The following is a 15,671-nucleotide window of genomic DNA, read 5'->3' as shown; positions in this document are numbered from 1 at the left end:
GGGGTTCGGAGGTGCGCTACTTGCTCAGGTTGGCCAGGCGGTGCGGGCTGAGGAGCTCGGTGAGCTGCTCGTCGGTGAGCAGGCCGTGTTCGAGTACTAGTTCCGCGACGCCTTTGCCGGTGGCGAGGGCTTCCTGGGCGATGGCCGTGGCCGTGGCGTAGCCGAGTTGCGGGTTCAGGGCGGTGACGAGGCCGATGGATTGTTCGACGGTGAGGCGGAGGTGTTCGGTGTTGGCGGTGATGCCCCGGACGCAGCGGGCCGTGAGGGTGCGGCAGGCGGCTTCGAGGTGGGAGATGCTCTTGTGGAGGCTGTGGACGATGATGGGTTCGAAGGCGTTGAGCTGGAGCTGGCCGGCCTCGGCGGCCATGGTGATGGTGACGTCGTTGCCGATCACCTCGTAGGCGACCTGGCTGACCACTTCCGGGATGACCGGGTTGATCTTGCCGGGCATGATCGAGGAGCCGGACTGCACCGCGGGGAGGTTGATCTCGCCGAAGCCGGCGCGCGGGCCGGAGGAGAGCAGCCGGAGGTCGTTGCAGATCTTGGAAAGTTTCACGGCGACCCGCTTCAGCACGCCGGAGAGGTGGACGAAGGCGCCGACGTCCTGGGTGGCCTCGATCAGGTCCACGGCCGTGATCAGCGGCAGGCCGGTGATTTCGGCCAGGTGCCGGCAGGCGGCTTCGGCGTACCCGGCGGGGGCGTTCAGGCCGGTGCCGATCGCGGTAGCGCCGAGGTTGATTTCGTGGATCAGCAGGTCGGCTTCGGCCAGGCGGAGCCGGTCCTCGCCGATCGTGACGGCGTAGGTGCCGAATTCCTGGCCGAGGGTCATGGGGACGGCGTCCTGGAGCTGGGTGCGGCCCATCTTGACCACGGTGCGGAACTCGAGGGCCTTTGCGGCGAAGGCGTCTTCGAGCTCGGTGAGGGCCTGGAGCAGTTCCCGGGCCGCGAAGATCGTGCCGAGCTTGACCGCGGTGGGGTAGACGTCGTTGGTGGACTGGCTGAGGTTGACGTGGTCGTTGGGGTGCAGCCGGGAGTAGTCGCCCTTCGGGTGCCCGAGGATTTCCAGGGCCCGGTTGGCGATGACCTCGTTGGCGTTCATGTTCGAGGAGGTCCCGGCGCCGCCCTGGATGACGTCGACGATGAATTGCTCGCTGAGCTTGCCGTTCATGACCTCGGTGCAGGCTTCCCCGATGGCGGCGGCACGCCCGGCGTCGAGCAGTCCGAGCTCGTGGTTGGTGCGGGCGGCGGCGAGCTTCACGGCGGCCAGCCCGCGGACCAGGTGCATGTTGGAGGACAGCGGCTGGCCGGTGATGGGGAAGTTCTCCACGGCCCGGAGGGTGTGGACGCCCCAGTAGGCGCCGGCGGGAACGTCCCGGTCACCCAGGAGGTCGTGTTCGGAGCGGAATTCTGCGCGTTCGTCGTGCGAGGTCATGGCGGTCCCTTACAGGTCTTTGGGGGCGTGGGAGAACTTGGGGTCAGCGAGGAAATCGGTGGCCTGCAGCAGCCCGACGGGCCGGCTGCCGCCCAGCACAGGGGTAGCGGCGAGGCGCGCCAGGGGGGAGGTGTCGACGTCGAGCGCGGCCAGGACCCGGACGGTGACGGGCATCCGGGCGCGGTCTCCGCCGTCGGAAACCTTCACGGCGAGGGCGCGGCCGTCCGGGAGGCCCACCAGCTGGACGCCCTCGAAGCCGTCCTTGGCGAGCAGGCCGGGGACCAGGCGCATCAGCGCGGTGACGTCCCGGTCCTCGCCCGCAACCATCTCGGGGTGGCGGCGCATGGCGCGGCCGACGGCGGCTTCCGCTGCGCCGGCTTCTGTTTCGCCGGATCTGGATCCGGACGCGGCGGCCGCGGCCAGGCGGCCGAAGGCGCGGGCCATGCCGCGGAGCGTGAGCGCGAAGAGCGGGGTGCCGCAGCCGTCAGTGGTGGTGCGCTGGGGGTCTTCACCGGTCAGGTCCGCCACGGTCCGGGCCACCAGCTGCTGCAGCGGGTGCGCCGGGTCCAGGTAGCCCTGGACCGGCCAGCCGTTGATGACGCAGGTGGCCGCCATGGCGGCATGCTTTCCGGAACAGTTCTGCGTCAGTTGGGTGGCCTGGCCGCCGCCGCCGAGCCAGTCTTCGCGCTCGCGGGCGCCGTAGGGGAGGTCGGTGCTGTTCTCGAGGTCCGCGGGCGTCAGGCCGTGCAGCTCCAGGATGCGCCCGGCGCCGTCACGGTGGCTGGCTGCGCCGGAATGGCTGGCGGCGGCGAGGGCGAGGAGGTCGTCCGGGAGGTCCAGCCCGGCGCGGACCATGGCGACGGCCTGCAGGGGCTTCAGGGCGGACCGCGGGTAGAACGGGGCGAGGGGCTCCCCTGCAGTGAGGAGGATCTGGCCGTCCGCTGCGGTGGCGATGACCGAGCCGTAGTGGACACTCTCGACCAGCCCGTCCCGGGTCTGGACCGCAAGCGGGACGTGCTGCGGCAGCCACTCCGGGGCGAGCGGTGTCGGGGTGTTGGCGAGAGCAGGGGAAGTCATTGCGTCCTTTGGCGGTGGCGGTGAGGGTGGCGGTTGATGCGGTTGTGGTGGCTGGTCACTGTGTTGGTGCTGGTCTTGCCGGGCCGCCCGGATTGCTTCCGGCATTGTTGACGGCACCAGGCGCCTGACGTCAGGCGTTGAGGATCGAGTCGAGGGCAATGCCAACGGCGTGCAGATGCTGGCTCATGGCGATGCGCGCCGTCGCCGCGTCGCCGGCTTCGATCGCGGCGAGGATGCGCCGGTGCTCCTCGTCGGACGCGTGCTGGCGGTCCGCCACCATGTTCAGGGTCTCGGACTGGTGCGCGAGGGCGTCCCGGATGTCCGCGACGACGTTCTCGAAGACCTTGTTTCGGCTGGCCCGCGCGATCAACGCGTGGAAGCTGGAGTCCAGGCCCACCCACACTTCGGGGTCGTCCTCGCCGCTCATCGCGGCAACGATTTCGCGCAGCATTGACAGCTCCTCGGCCGAACGGCGTTCTGCAGCCAGTCCGGCGGCAGGAACCTCGATATGGGGACGCGCCTCCGTGAGGTCGCGGGCCGAGTATTGGCCCAGGACCAGGTCCTTTGCCACGCGGTTGGCGACGACGAACGTGCCCCGCCCGGTCTTGGTGACCGTCAAACCCAGGGCGGTGCAGGAGCGCAAGGCCTCGCGGACCACGGAGCGGCTCACGCCGTACTGCTGGGCAAGAGTGGCCTCGGAGCTCAGCTTGGCGCCGACGCCGAGCTTGCCGGATTCGATCTCGGTGCGGAGGACGTTGAAAACGGCTTCGGCGGCACTGAGGCGAGCCAAGGGCTGTCCTGCTGTCCGGCTGTCTGACAGGTTCACGCTTTAAAACATGGCAGAGATCACATCGGCGTGTCAAGTATGACGGCGGCCCCGGGGTCCGGGGCCGCCGTCGCCGCTCGGGCCGGAGTTCCGGCGGCGGCCTACCTGCCTGGGTTTGTGTCCGGGCTGCTAGCCGGGACTACTGGACCTTGGACGGGCGGGTGCGGACCAGCGCGGTGACGCCCGCGGCCAGTCCGACCAGCCCTGCAGCCAGCCCGATCCAGCCGGCGGCGGATCCGCCGTCACTGGACGTGCCCGCTGCCGCTGCCGGGGCCGCCGAGGGTGCGGTCGTCGTGGCTGCGGCGGGGACGGCTGCGCCGTGGGCGTCGGCGTCCTTGGCCGTGGTCACGAAGGAGGGTGCCGGGTGCCCGGGTTCAGCCTGGCCCTCGACCGTCTTCTCGTCCCACTTCACGACGGTTCCATCGGTGTAGGTCTGGGCCGTCGGCAGCGTCACAGTGGTTCCCGCGTCCGGCAGGACGCCGACGGACAGTGAGAAGGCCTGGTACTCGTCCGGTCCGATCTGGTGGGCCTCGTCAGCGGTCCAGACCACGGAACTCGGGGCCTTGGTGACCGTGGCGCCGGCGACCGTGATCGGCTTCGGCAGCTCGCTCGTGGTGATGACGGCCTTCCAGCCCTCGACAGGCTTCACCGACACCGAAGTGAACGGGGTGTCCGTGGGCAGCGTGACTTCGAGTTTGCTGGTCTTGGCCGATTCCGACTCGCTGGGGACGTTGAACGTCAGGTGGCTGTAGCCGCCTGCGGCGGGATCATCGGTGTCGACGTGGACGTGGGCGGAGGCGGCTGCTGCGCCGGCGGCGAGCAGGCCCGCGGTCAACGTGGCGGCAGCGGCGGTTTTGAGGGTACGGCGAAGGGGGGACTTCATGGCAAAGGTGCCTTTCACTAACGGATATCAGGTGGGAGCCGTCCGGTGCGTTGTCCGTCCGGCGGTAGCAGTGGGGTGGCCGCCTGTTGTCCCCGTCCGTATGTGAAAGGGATTGATGTCAGGCGGCGGGCGACAACTCCGGAGGTCCGCGCCTGGTCGGCAGGCGGAGGCCAGCCCGGGCTTTGGGGAGGACCAGGTTGAGCGCGCAGGGGCCGGGGACGCGCAGGGGCGTGGCGGCGGAGGGCTGGGGCAGCTGCACGAGCGGGCGCAGCCAGGAAGCAAGTGCGGACAGGGCCCGCTCGCTGCGGGCGAGCAAAAGTGCCGTGCCGAGCGTCGCCATCGCGTGGGCGGCGAACATGGCTCCGCCCATGTCGGCCGCCGAAACCGCCATGGAAGGGTCGGGCATCGCCGGGGCAATGGCAGCCGCCGAATGGCCCGGATGGCCCGGATGACCCGCAGCCATCCGGCCCTGGAGGGCTGCGGGCGCCCCTGAGGACAAGGCGCCGAAGGACCAGTGCAGCCACAGTTGCCCTACGCCGAGCAGGCCGGCCAGGGCCGGAAAGGACAGGCGGACGCGGGTCAGTACGGCGACGGGAACCATCGCCACGGCACACAGCGCCGTCACGATCGCCGGCTCGGGCAGCCGTCCGCCGCCGGCCAGGTGGCCGCCGGCTGCCAGCGCCACGATGATGGATCCGATCAGGCCTGTGCGGAACAGCCGGAAGGAAGCGCGCGTCATCGTGTGCAGTCCTTTCCGGATTCCGTGGGGTCTGGTTGTCGCTTAAGTCCCTTAAATCCTACGGGCCATTGTGAACCGCCGCGCCCGCGCGCGGCTGAACCGCCCAATCTGTGGCGGCAGGGCTGCGCCAGCCGGCTATGACGGCGGGTGCCTTCGATCGCCGGCGGTTGCCCCTGCCTGCCCAGTGCGCCGGTACGTACGTGCCGTTATAGCTCTGTGCAGGCATCCTGGCCCGTCCTATACTGGAAATGCCTGCAAAGCGGCACGTTCGTACCGCCAGGGTTCGAACCCACAGAGTTCGATCCCACGGGTTGGTACGCACACAGGGTTCGAACCCACAGGGTTCGTACGCACGAACGCCGGACCCTCGGACGTGTGTTGATTAACGGGAGGCTGCCATGGGGAACGCATTTCCGGGCGAACTCGCTGCCGAAGCCCGGGCCCGGCGCGGGTCGCTCCGCCTGAGCCAGCGTGAGCTGGCCGAACTGGCCGGAGTCTCAGAGCGCTTCGTCCGGTTCGTCGAACAGGGAAAACGCACGGTGCAGCTGGACTCCCTGCTGGCGCTCCTGGACACACTGGGGCTGGAACTCCGGGTCCAGACCCGGACCAGCGCCGCAGCCCGTGCCCTCACCGGCCCGGTGGCCAGTCCGGTGGCCGGCCTGCGGGCCGACGGTGAACTGCGGGACGGGCCGGAAGCCCGGCCATGAGGCACCGCATCGCGGATATCTATAAGGCCGGCGTGCTGGCGGCCCGGCTGGAACGGCACGACGGCGGCACCAGGTTCAGCTACCTGCCGGCCTATCTGGCGTCCGGGGGCCCCGCCGTCGCGAGCTCCCTGCCGCTAACTCCGGAACCCGTGCTGTCCGCGGCGGGAGCGGCCCCGCCGTATTTCACTGGGCTTCTGCCGGAGGGCCGGCGGCTGAATGCGTTGCGCCGTTCCATCAAGACCAGTGTGGATGATGAGCTGTCCTTGCTCATCGCGGCCGGTGCCAACCCGGTGGGTGATGTGCAGATCGTTGGCCATGGCGAGAAGCTGGACCCGGACGAGCACGCCGTCGAGCTTGACCCCGCAACGCCCGTGGATTTCGAGGCCCTGCTGGGCGACTCCGGGCTGATCGACCCGGTGGCCCTGGCGGGGGTGCAGGACAAGCTGTCCGCTGGAATGATCTCCATGCCGGTGGCCAGCGCCGGCCGGCGCTACATCCTTAAACTCAACGCGCCCGAGTTCCCGCACGTCGTCGAAAACGAGTACGCGATGTTCCGGTACGCGGCGCGGCTGCGGATCCCTTTGAGCCGGGTCCAGCTGATCCGCGACGTCGCCGGGCGGCCCGGGTTGCTCGTGGAACGCTTCGACCGGGTGCCTGTAGCCAGTGGCACTGTATCCGGTGGGCCTGTATCCGGTGGGCCTGTCGCCGGCGTGTCGGGGCCCAAGGCGGCGGCCAGGTCGCCGCGGGCGGTGCAGCGGCTCGCCGTCGAGGACGGCGCGCAGGTGCTGGGCCTCTACCCTGCGGACAAGTACAACGTGGGATACGGGCAGGTGTGCCGTGCGCTTGCGGCTTATTGCGCGGCTCCGCTGCCCGCGGTGCGGAATTTGGCCCTCCAGGCGGCATTTGCGTGGCTGACGGGCAACGGCGACCTGCACGCGAAGAACGTTTCCATGGTGCAGCAGCCGGCCGGGGAGTGGTCCATCGCGCCGGTATACGACATCCCGTCCACGGTCGTCTACGGGGACAAGACACTCGCCCTGACCCTGGACGGCAAACGCACAGGGATATCCCGGAAGCACTTCCTGGGCTGGGCCGCGGGGATGGGGCTGACTGAACGTGCCGCCGTCCAGGTGCTGGAACTGGCGCTGAAGGCCTCGGAACCGCTGCTGGCGGACCTTCAGGCGGGCACGGCGTTCCGCTCCATGACCGACGACGGCGCCTCGCCGTTTTCAGCGACGGTCACCCGCGACTGGGTCAAGGAACTCAAGCACCGGCGCAGGCTGCTGGCCGGGTGATGCCGCCGGCGCCGGCTCGGCTTGCGCCGGATGCCGCTGACGGATGCCGTTGTATGGAGCCTCAGAGGTGCTGGATGCCCGCCCGCTGCATGGCGTCTTTGTAGACCTCAACGTTCTTGGCGAGGAGCTCTTCCTGCTTGGCCGGAGATACCGCGAAGGCGCGGCCGCCAAGTGCGGTGGCCTTGTAGATCTTGACACCATGATTCTTCAGCGAGGAATGGTAGGTCTTCTCGAAAAGCGTCAGGAAGGAGTGGGCGTCCGCGCCGTGCGCAATAACGGCCGAGACGCGCTTGTTGATCTTGAGGAACTGGCGGAAGGGCCGGAGGCCGTCCGTCTTCTCCTGGACGTTCAGGGCCGAGGATGCCTCCGGATCGCGGATCCACGGGTAGGCGTTCCACGGCATCACATAGCGGGGGTCCAGCTCTGCGGCCTCGTAGATGGAGGTGGCGCGGCGGGCGGCTTCATCGTCGTTGAAGTGCGAGACAAAGCCCGATTCGGTGCCCTTGCCCGGGCTGATATGCAGGCTGACGATCCGGCATTCGTCCTCGTCATGGATGGGGTCGATGTACGGGACCACGGATCCAGGCTTCTTTTCCATGAGTTCGTCGCACAGCTGCGTCACCGCGGCGATGTTCGGCTCCTGCAGCAGGGTCTTCTTTTCGTCCCAGTCAATCGTCACGATTTCTCCCTCAGCACTTGGCGTCCAGAATCAGGCGGCTTCCTCCACTCTACGCTTTCGCGGCAGGGGGTGTTTCGGCCGGACCTATTCGGCCGGGGCTGCGCAGGGGTTTGCCCTGAGTCAACGGCCCTCTGGTGACGGCAGTGAGGCGGGCGTAGGCTTAAAGCGCCTGCAGGTAACCATCTGATGACTCCGGGTTGTTCGGGACATTGAAGTGTCCGAGCCGTCTCTTAGCGAGATCGCGAAGGTACCTGCAGGCCTGACGTCCGCCGCCGCCCAGGTGGTCGGGCGCTTTTCTTTGCCGCCCGGCCTGCCGGATGCGATGAAGCGGGGCGGGGCCGAGGGCAAGAGCCGCGAATCGAGTGCTTCGAATAACGGCCCGTCGCCCGGCAACTGTGCCCCGAGGCCGAGCCAATGTTAGTTTGGGCCCGCACGGCAGCCAACGAACTGGTCCCTATGCCGCAGCCCCAACTTTGGGCTTTCCACGCCTGAGCGTTTTGGCTTGGTGCCGGAGCTGGCGCCGGTGGCGGGAGCCTGGCTGGGACCCCGGCTGGTCTGTGGCCGATGGGCGAAGCGGAGTTCCCGGCAGGGGTGGCACCGTGGAGTAGTAGCTGTGGCCTGTCGGTGTCGTCAGCTTGAGCGTGTGGCGGGGACCGGGTGCGGGGCGGGCTTTCCAACCGGGGGTTTCTTTGGTGTGGTTGCAGGCTTCGCAGAGGCCGGCGGCGTTGGTGCTGGTTGTTTCTCCGCCGGTGTGCCAGGGAATGATGTGGTCCAGGTGGCGGATGGGCGCGTCGCAGTAAGGAGTTCGGCAGGTGTCGTCTCTGGTTTGGATGAAGCGGCGGTGCCCGGGCGGGAAGAGCCGGGCCCGGGAGTCCATCCCCACGAGCTCGCCGGTGCCGGGGTGGGTGTAGAGCCGCCGGAGCCAGAGGGTGAACGCGGGGTCATCGCCGCTCCCGGCGGTGCCGCCCGGTCCAGGGCGACCACCGGACTGGCCGTCACCGTTTCTGTCCGTGATCGTGGCCACGGCGCCCGGCCCCGGGGGACCACTGTGTCCCCGGGAACTGCCGCCCTCGCCGCTCTGTGGACCCTTTGTGCCGTTGATGAGGGTGCGGGCCCAGCCGGCGGGGACCGTGCCGTAACCGGGGAGCCGTGCCGGTTCGGCGCCGGCCTGGAAGAGGGCGCGGTCGGTGATGACGAGCTGGATTTCGACGCCGCTGATCCCGCCGGGGGTCCCGGTGGTGCGTTCGACCAGGGCATCGGCCATGAGCTGCCCGCGGCCCCTCGGGTCCCCGGCGGCACGGAGAGTGTCGGCGTGCCCGCTCAGCGCCTTGTAGGCGGCGACGCCTTGGGCCACCGGCAGCAGGGCGGTCAGATGGCACATGGTGTCGGGGGCCGGGCGGAGGCTGACGTGCCGCTCGGTGGCGGCGTGCGCGGCGCGTTCGGTGACGGTGCGGGGGTCGCGCCGGTACGCGGCGGCCCGGGCCGCAGCGACCAGGGACCGGTCACCGGCCCCGGCGAACGTCCCGGCGTCGGGCGCCAATTCCTCGTCGACGGCGGCCCGGTCGGCCGGGGTCAGGCAGGCGGTTTCGCGGACCAGCAGGGTGGCGCGCCATTCGTTGAGCTGCCCGGTTTCCAGGGCGGCGAGGGTGTGAGGCATCTCGGTGATCAGGGCTTTGGCCAGGCCGAGGAGCCGGCCGCCCCTGGCCGGAGATTCGCGCCGGGCGAGGGCAATCTGAGCGCCGACACCGGCGCCGAGCTTCTCGGCCGGGACTCCGGCGGCGGCCTGCTCGCGGCGTTGGAGCAGGTCGAACGCGACGGCGTGCCGGGCCTGCCGGGCTGCCATGGCGGATTTCAGGTCTTCCAGGTCCCGGATCTCGTCGATCAGTTCGGCGGCGCTGTCCGGGGCCGGGACGACTGCCAGGAGCGCGGCCAGGTCCGTCACCGCAGTTGCCGGTGCCGGGTCTGCTGGCGCGGTTTCGGGCCCTTGATTGCCGTCCATGAATTAAGTGTCCCTGCGGGCTATGACATTTATGGCCCTCCGCAGCCGTTCCACCGCTTCGGAAGCCATCGGCGACCTTCCAGGTCCCAAAGTCACTCCCGAGACGCTGCCCAAGAAAATGTCGAGCTGAAGACGCGTCCGCAACCCGTCGAGCGCGGAGTGCAACTCGTCAAGCCGTCGGTACTGTTCGATCATCCCGGCGGGATCCTCGGCCTGACGCACGTCCTGGAGCGCGCTGGAGCAGAATGCGAGCAAATCCTGGACGCCGTCGTCACCGCTCCCGGCGCGGCCGAGGCCGCCGTCGCCGTCTCCCGCCGGAACCACTTCGGGCCCCTGATTGCCGTCCATGAATCCAGTCTCCTCCGGGGATCCGACATTAATAGGGCAACCAGAAGGAGGCCGCGAGGTTAGCGGGATTGGTGGGATTCGTTGGCGGTTGTGGAGGTCCGGCCGCGAGTTCCCGGCGTCCGACGACCCCCACCCGAGCGCATCGCCCCTGTCTCAAACACGGGCACGGGTCCATCATGGGAGGGGGCGTTAGCTCTGCGCCCCAGGCGGAACCGGGCGGAGGATTGTCCATGAACCAGAGGGAATCTATCGCGACGAGGATCAGCTCGCTGCCTTCGGACCGCCGCTCGTTACTTAAAGCGGTCGGCGTCGGCGCCGCGGGTATAGCGGGCATGCCGCTGCTGGCCGCCTGCACGGCCCAAAGTGCCCCCGCCGGTGCCGGAAGCAGTGCCTCTGACACCTCCGGTACGCCGTCGGCGTCTCTGCTTCCGGCGCCGGAACCGCAGGTCAAACCGCTCCTGGACCAACAGAAGGTCAACGCCGCCTTGGCAAAGCTGGACGGGATGGTCCAGGGCGTGATGGAGAGTACCGGTGTTCCCGGAGTCGCCGTGGCCGTGGTCTACCAGGACCAAATGGTCTACGCCAAGGGGTTCGGCGTGCGGGAATCGGGCCGGCCCGAGACAGTGGACGCGGATACCGTTTTTCAATTGGCCTCGGTGTCCAAACCCTTGGCCTCCACGGTGGCGGCCGTGGCCGTGGGCCGCAAGGCCATCTCCTGGACGGAACCGGTGATCAACCACACCCCCGGCTTCGCCCTGAAAGACCCCTACGTCACGCGGAACGCCACGGCGGCGGACCTGTTGTCACATCAAGGCGGCCTCAGTACGGGGGCGGGCGATCTGTTGGAAGACCTCGGATTCGACCAGTCCTATATCCTCAGCCACCTCAACCAGCAGCCGCTGGACTCATTCCGGTCGAGCTACAACTACAGCAACTTCGGCTACACGGCTGGTGCACAGGCTGTCGCCGATGCCATGAACAAGCCCTGGGCAGACCTCGCCGAAGAAGTCTTGTTCAAGCCCCTGGGCATGCCATCCACGAGCTATCGCCACGCGGACTACCAAAAGGCGACGAACAAGGCACTGATCCACGTCCCAGCCGGTAACAAGACCTGGGTGGCCAAATACTCCCGGGATGCCGACGCCGAAGCACCCGCCGGCGGGGCCAGTTCCTCCGCGCGCGACCTGGCCCGCTGGATCCGCCTGCAGCTCGCCAACGGCAGCTTTGAGGGAAGCGAGGTTATCGATCCGGACGCGCTTAGTATCACGCATGTCCCGCACGCTGTCTCGGGCCCACCGTCGACGCCGGGTGCCCGCACCCGCTTCTACGGCTTGGGCTGGAACGTCTCCTACGACGACCACGCCCGGCTGATGCTCGGGCACTCGGGAGCCTTCAACCTTGGTGCCGCGACCGCAGTCTCACTGCTCCCCGGCGAGCAGCTGGGCATTGTTGCCCTGACCAATGGCCGGCCGCAGGGCATCCCCGAAGCCATCTGCGCCGCATTCCTGGACACGGCCCAGAACGGCGCCCCGACAGTGGACTGGATCGGATTCACCTCGGGCGTCTTCCAGAAGATCGATGAGGCGGAGAAGCCAAAAGTTGACTATTCCAAGGCGCCGGCCCAGGCCAAACCGGCGCAGGGCAACGATTTCTACACCGGAAGTTATGCGAACTCCTACTACGGCCCGCTCACCGTCGCGGTGGAGAACGGCGTGCTGACCCTTGAGCTGGGCCCGGCCGGCAGGACCACCAAGTTCCCGCTCACTCATTTTGACGGCGACACCTTCAGCTTTGAATCAATCGGCGAGAACGCCAACGGTCTTGCCGGGGCAATCTTCGCCCCCGGCGCGGACGCCGCAGCCGGAGGCGGCACGGCTTCGAGCGTCAGGCTCGATTTCTACGATCAGACCGGGCTGGGCACCTTCATCCGCGGCTGAGCCCGGACTTCAGTGAGTGAGCTTCTTCCGTAAGCTTCAAAGGAACGCCACGAGCCCCGATCCAAGGAACCCATGCCCATCAACACACAGTCGCTGAAACAGGACGGCTTCACCGGTTTCCGGCCGCTCCAGGACCTTGACATCAACCGGATCCCGCAGAAGCCCGGGATCTTCGCGGTACTGCGGCCCGAGGGCTTCCGGCCCCAGTTCCTGGCCAGGAGCACCGCCGGCATCTTCAAGAAGAAGAACCCCACCCTCAAGACAGACGCTCTCGACGCCGAATGGGTGGACGGCGCCGATGTCCTCTTCGTGGGCAAAGCCGGCCCCGGAAGCAAGGGCAACCGTGGACTGCGCCGGCAAATCCAGGAATTCGTCGACTTCGGCGAAGGCAGGCCGCCGGGCCACTGGGACGGCCGGCTCATCTGGCAGCTCGCAGCGGCAGGGTCCCTGATCATCGCGTGGAAAGAGTTGCCCGTTGAGCAACTCAACGCGGCCGAAGCCCGGTGCCATGCCGCATTCATCGAAGAATACGGCCGCCTGCCGTACGCCAACTTAGTCCAGGCGCGCGTCAAAGGTGCTTAGCCGCCGTACGTGAACCGTCCCGCCACTAACGTGGCGGCCACCGGCATGGCCGCAAGCTCCGCATCCGACACGGTCAGAGGGTCGCCGTCGAGCACTGCAATATCGGCGGGATCCCCGACCCGGAGACGGCCGCGACCGCGGGTCGAGGCCGTGAGGGCCTCCTGCCGCGTGAGGGCCTGCTCGGCATGCCACGGCCCGCGGCCATCCAGCCGGGCCCGCGCCGTGGCAGCGGACATGGCAATCCACGGATCCAGCGGGGCCACCGGAGCGTCCGAGCCCAGGGCGAGAGTCGCCCCGGCGGCCAGCAATGAACGGAGCGGGAAGGACCGGTCCGTTCGCCCCGGCCAGTTCGCCTCGGCGGCGTCCCGGTCATCGAGGGCATGCGCAGGCTGGACACTCGCGGTCACGCCCAACCGGCCGAAGCGGGCGAAATCCTCGCTCCGGACAAACTGGGCATGCTCCACCCGTCCGGCGATGCCCGCCGCCTCAAACGCATCCAAGGCGACTTGGTTGGCCGCGTCGCCGATTGCGTGGACCGCCGGCACAAAACCCGCCTGCCGCGCCCGGACCAACAGGGCGAGCAGCTCCGACTCGCTCACGGTCAGCAGCCCGTGGCCGCCGTTCGGATACGGGTCAACGCAATACGCTGTGCGGGTATTGAGCGAGCCGTCGATCAGCACCTTCAAGGGGCCCACGCTCAGCAGCCCGCCACTGCCGGCCACTGCCAAACCTGTCCGCAGCCCCTCTGCCACGGCCCGGTCCAGGTCCTGCGGATAGACGCCCGCTTCAACGCGCAGGGCAGCGAAGCCGCTGGAGATCCTCCGCAGCCAGGCGTCGCGGTTCCACGTCATCTCGAAGTCCACAATCCCGACCACGCCCCGCGCGGCCGCAGCCTGCCCTGCCTGCCGCACCCACGGATCCACCACCGCGTCCGGCAGCTGGCCAAGCTCCCGGGTCAGGGCGAACGCCGGTTCTTCCCGGAGCAGCCCGCCCGCATCCACCGGCATTCCGTACTGTTGGGCCGCTGCGGAGTTGAGCCAGACACAGTGGAGGTCGTGGCTGATCAGCGCCGTAGGCCGGCCGCGCGTCACGCCGTCCAGGAGGTCCAGACTGGGCAGGTCATGCCAGATGGCATCGCGGAAACCGACGCCCACCAGCGTCTGGACGGGACCCGGAGCTCCGGCGCCGCTTCCGGCCCCGGCGATATGGGCCCCGACGACGGCGGCCGCCTCGCGCGCCGAGCCGGCACCGGAGAGGTCAAGCCGGTTGGAGGCCAGCGCCCACTGCGTCATATGAACGTGCTCATCCCACAGCCCAGGAACGGCGTAGCGGCCCTCCAGATCCACCACCCGGGTTGCAGCGGGGAGCGCACCCGAGCCCGGGCGCGACGGGATGATCGCCGACACGGCCCCGGCGCGAAGATGAACGTCGAAGCATATTTCCTCCCCGGGGTGCCGCACGGAGGCCAGCACGAGATCCGGGGGTCGGCGGGGATCGAGCGGATCAGACATAGGAACAGGCTAGGCGTGCGACGCCGCAGGACCCAACAGGCGCACACGGGACTTTCGCCCCTTACCTCTGCCACGAGCGCCCCCCAAGCTGAATGTGTGGGGAGGTTGCTGCACGGCCAGTTGGGGGACGTGTCGAGCGAAGAACCACTTCACGTAATACGGCACGGGTCTCACCGCGAATTGGGGAAGGAAATGGCGTTTGCACTTTCCGGCTTCAGCAGGAAAAGGCAGGAGACCACGGCCACATGAGTATCCACCACCATTCGGGGGACCCTAAACTCAAGGTGCTCATCCGCCTGAACGCCGACGCCGAAACAGCGCGGATCGACGTGCATGGTGTGGTGACCGTGGCCAACGTGCGGGCGCTGTACGTCGTTTGCCGCCGCGTCACAAGCAAGCTTCCCGGGTTTGAACTCGTGCTCGACCTCGCCCATGCCCGGGTGTCGGCCGCCGCGATCGAGGAACTCCGTGAGCGTGCCCGCGCCTCGTTGCTGTATTCGGGGATCGATGGCACGGAGACTCCGTGCCGTCTGCGCCTCGTGGACCCGCTGGTCATCCTCAAAACCAAGGAGCACGTATGAAAGCCCTCGTCTATGGCGGTCCCGGGGAGAAATCGTGGACCGAGGTCCCCGACCCCACCATCCAGAATCCCAGCGATGTGATCGTCAAAGTGGACACCACCACCATCTGTGGGACCGATTTGCACATCCTCAAAGGCGACGTCCCCGCGGTGGCCAAGGGCCGCATCCTGGGCCACGAAGGGGTCGGCACCATCACGGAGATCGGCGCCTCCGTGACCAGCCTCAAGGTCGGGGACCGCGTCATCATTTCATGCATCAAGTCCTGCGGGCACTGCGCCAACTGCAAGACCGGCCTGTACTCCCATTGCCTGGGGGAGGAGGGAACCTCCGGCATCGGCTGGGTTTTCGGACATCTGATCGACGGCACGCAGGCCGAGTTCGTCCGCGTCCCCTACGCAGAGAACTCCCTGCACCTCCTGCCTGAGGGAGTCAGCGACCAGCAGGCCGTCATGCTCTCCGACATCCTCCCCACCGGCTTTGAGATCGGCGTGCAGTACGGCCGGGTCAAGCCCGGCGACACGGTCGCCGTCATCGGCGCGGGCCCCGTGGGACTTGCCGCGATCTCCACCGCCGGCCTCTACGGCGCCGCCACGATCATCGCCGTCGACCTCGACGCGAACCGGCTCGAGAAATCCCGCGAATTCGGAGCCACCGATGTGGTCCTCTCATCCGATGCCGACTGGAAGGAGCAGCTCATGCTCCTGACCGACGGGCAGGGCGTGGACGTGGCGATCGAGGCCGTGGGCGTCCCGGCGACCTTCACGATGTGCACCGACATCGTGCGTCCTGGCGGCACCGTGGCCAACGTGGGCGTGCACGGCAAAGCCGTGGAACTTCACGTCGAAGACCTCTGGATCCGGAACATCAACATCAGCATGGGCCTGGTGAACACCAACACCACCCCCATGCTGCTCAAGCTCGTGGCACAGCAAAAGATCCCCGCGGACAGTTTCGCCACCCACCACTTCACCTTTGACGAGTTCATGGAGGCGTACGACACTTTTGCCCGCGCCGCGGAGACGAAGGCCCTCAAAGTCGTGATCACGGCATGAAAGCGCTCGTCGTCCTCCACTCC

15 protein-coding genes are annotated in these 15,671 nt (G+C 68.2%); 6 read left to right on the top strand and 9 right to left on the bottom strand.

Annotated features, from left to right (window positions below):
- Positions 1–16: 16 nt before the first annotated feature.
- The 5 genes from ARTB_RS05215 to ARTB_RS05195 form a co-directional block, all read right to left on the bottom strand.
- On the bottom strand, positions 17–1,432 hold the full coding sequence (locus tag ARTB_RS05215) for an aspartate ammonia-lyase (protein ID WP_243178044.1): 1,416 nt from the start codon (positions 1,430–1,432) through the stop codon (positions 17–19).
- A gap of 9 nt (positions 1,433–1,441) precedes the next feature.
- Positions 1,442–2,509 carry an asparaginase gene (locus ARTB_RS05210; protein WP_243178043.1) on the bottom strand — a complete coding sequence of 356 codons (1,068 nt, stop codon included), beginning with the start codon at positions 2,507–2,509 and terminating at the stop codon, positions 1,442–1,444.
- A 130-nt stretch (positions 2,510–2,639) separates the two neighbouring features.
- Positions 2,640–3,335, bottom strand: coding sequence for a FadR/GntR family transcriptional regulator (locus ARTB_RS05205; protein ID WP_243178042.1), 696 nt, complete (start codon positions 3,333–3,335; stop codon positions 2,640–2,642).
- Positions 3,336–3,474: 139 nt separating this feature from the next.
- Entirely contained in the window at positions 3,475–4,218 is a 744-nt protein-coding gene (locus tag ARTB_RS05200) for a YcnI family copper-binding membrane protein (RefSeq protein WP_243178041.1), read from the bottom strand.
- Between the two features lie 118 nt (positions 4,219–4,336).
- On the bottom strand, positions 4,337–4,957 hold the full coding sequence (locus ARTB_RS05195) for a hypothetical protein (RefSeq protein WP_243178040.1): 621 nt from the start codon (positions 4,955–4,957) through the stop codon (positions 4,337–4,339).
- Positions 4,958–5,355: 398 nt separating this feature from the next.
- Here ARTB_RS05195 and ARTB_RS05190 point away from each other — a divergent pair, with 398 nt between their 5' ends.
- Together ARTB_RS05190 and ARTB_RS05185 are read left to right on the top strand one after the other, a co-directional pair.
- Positions 5,356–5,664 (top strand): type II toxin-antitoxin system Y4mF family antitoxin, encoded by a 309-nt coding sequence (locus ARTB_RS05190; RefSeq protein ID WP_243178039.1) that lies wholly within the window; start codon positions 5,356–5,358, stop codon positions 5,662–5,664.
- Positions 5,661–6,959, top strand: a complete 1,299-nt coding sequence (locus tag ARTB_RS05185; RefSeq protein WP_243178038.1) for a type II toxin-antitoxin system HipA family toxin — start codon at positions 5,661–5,663, stop codon at positions 6,957–6,959. The genes ARTB_RS05190 and ARTB_RS05185 overlap by 4 nt, the downstream gene beginning before the upstream one ends.
- A gap of 61 nt (positions 6,960–7,020) precedes the next feature.
- Here ARTB_RS05185 and ARTB_RS05180 read toward each other — a convergent pair whose 3' ends face one another.
- From ARTB_RS05180 to ARTB_RS05170, 3 genes are all read right to left on the bottom strand, one after another.
- Entirely contained in the window at positions 7,021–7,638 is a 618-nt protein-coding gene (locus tag ARTB_RS05180) for a uracil-DNA glycosylase (RefSeq protein ID WP_028276890.1), read from the bottom strand.
- A 454-nt stretch (positions 7,639–8,092) separates the two neighbouring features.
- On the bottom strand, positions 8,093–9,637 hold the full coding sequence (locus tag ARTB_RS05175; protein ID WP_243178037.1) for an HNH endonuclease: 1,545 nt from the start codon (positions 9,635–9,637) through the stop codon (positions 8,093–8,095).
- Positions 9,638–9,640: 3 nt separating this feature from the next.
- Entirely contained in the window at positions 9,641–9,985 is a 345-nt protein-coding gene (locus ARTB_RS05170; RefSeq protein WP_243178036.1) for a hypothetical protein, read from the bottom strand.
- Between the two features lie 230 nt (positions 9,986–10,215).
- Between ARTB_RS05170 and ARTB_RS05165 the strand changes: the two genes are divergently transcribed.
- Together ARTB_RS05165 and ARTB_RS05160 are read left to right on the top strand one after the other, a co-directional pair.
- On the top strand, positions 10,216–11,922 hold the full coding sequence (locus tag ARTB_RS05165) for a serine hydrolase (RefSeq protein ID WP_243178035.1): 1,707 nt from the start codon (positions 10,216–10,218) through the stop codon (positions 11,920–11,922).
- A gap of 72 nt (positions 11,923–11,994) precedes the next feature.
- A complete protein-coding gene (locus ARTB_RS05160; protein ID WP_243178034.1) occupies positions 11,995–12,504 on the top strand; it encodes a hypothetical protein in 510 nt (169 codons plus the stop codon).
- Here the strand turns inward: ARTB_RS05160 and ARTB_RS05155 are convergent.
- Positions 12,501–14,015: an amidohydrolase gene (locus ARTB_RS05155; protein WP_243178033.1), complete on the bottom strand. Its 1,515-nt coding sequence runs from the start codon at positions 14,013–14,015 to the stop codon at positions 12,501–12,503. The two genes, ARTB_RS05160 and ARTB_RS05155, sit on opposite strands and share 4 nt — an antisense overlap.
- Before the next feature lie 245 nt (positions 14,016–14,260).
- Here ARTB_RS05155 and ARTB_RS05150 point away from each other — a divergent pair, with 245 nt between their 5' ends.
- Positions 14,261–14,596 (top strand): hypothetical protein, encoded by a 336-nt coding sequence (locus tag ARTB_RS05150; protein ID WP_028276886.1) that lies wholly within the window; start codon positions 14,261–14,263, stop codon positions 14,594–14,596.
- A complete protein-coding gene (locus ARTB_RS05145) occupies positions 14,593–15,648 on the top strand; it encodes a zinc-dependent alcohol dehydrogenase family protein (protein WP_018776072.1) in 1,056 nt (351 codons plus the stop codon). The genes ARTB_RS05150 and ARTB_RS05145 overlap by 4 nt, the downstream gene beginning before the upstream one ends.
- Positions 15,649–15,671 lie beyond the last annotated feature (23 nt).

The sequence above is a fragment of the Arthrobacter humicola genome (assembly GCF_022803015.1).
GTDB lineage: Bacteria > Actinomycetota > Actinomycetes > Actinomycetales > Micrococcaceae > Arthrobacter > Arthrobacter humicola_A.
This window is presented reverse-complemented; position numbering and strand designations above follow the sequence as displayed.

Bases quoted from the DNA above. Each gene is read 5' to 3' on its own strand.
- ARTB_RS05215 (WP_243178044.1), bottom strand. From the start codon at position 1,432: ATGACCTCGCACGACGAACGCGCAGAATTCCGCTCCGAACACGACCTC.
- ARTB_RS05210 (WP_243178043.1), bottom strand. From the start codon at position 2,509: ATGACTTCCCCTGCTCTCGCCAACACCCCGACACCGCTCGCCCCGGAG.
- ARTB_RS05200 (WP_243178041.1), bottom strand. From the start codon at position 4,218: ATGAAGTCCCCCCTTCGCCGTACCCTCAAAACCGCCGCTGCCGCCACG.
- ARTB_RS05195 (WP_243178040.1), bottom strand. From the start codon at position 4,957: ATGACGCGCGCTTCCTTCCGGCTGTTCCGCACAGGCCTGATCGGATCC.
- ARTB_RS05190 (WP_243178039.1), top strand. From the start codon at position 5,356: ATGGGGAACGCATTTCCGGGCGAACTCGCTGCCGAAGCCCGGGCCCGG.
- ARTB_RS05185 (WP_243178038.1), top strand. From the start codon at position 5,661: ATGAGGCACCGCATCGCGGATATCTATAAGGCCGGCGTGCTGGCGGCC.
- ARTB_RS05175 (WP_243178037.1), bottom strand. From the start codon at position 9,637: ATGGACGGCAATCAAGGGCCCGAAACCGCGCCAGCAGACCCGGCACCG.
- ARTB_RS05170 (WP_243178036.1), bottom strand. From the start codon at position 9,985: ATGGACGGCAATCAGGGGCCCGAAGTGGTTCCGGCGGGAGACGGCGAC.
- ARTB_RS05165 (WP_243178035.1), top strand. From the start codon at position 10,216: ATGAACCAGAGGGAATCTATCGCGACGAGGATCAGCTCGCTGCCTTCG.
- ARTB_RS05160 (WP_243178034.1), top strand. From the start codon at position 11,995: ATGCCCATCAACACACAGTCGCTGAAACAGGACGGCTTCACCGGTTTC.
- ARTB_RS05155 (WP_243178033.1), bottom strand. From the start codon at position 14,015: ATGTCTGATCCGCTCGATCCCCGCCGACCCCCGGATCTCGTGCTGGCC.
- ARTB_RS05150 (WP_028276886.1), top strand. From the start codon at position 14,261: ATGAGTATCCACCACCATTCGGGGGACCCTAAACTCAAGGTGCTCATC.
- ARTB_RS05145 (WP_018776072.1), top strand. From the start codon at position 14,593: ATGAAAGCCCTCGTCTATGGCGGTCCCGGGGAGAAATCGTGGACCGAG.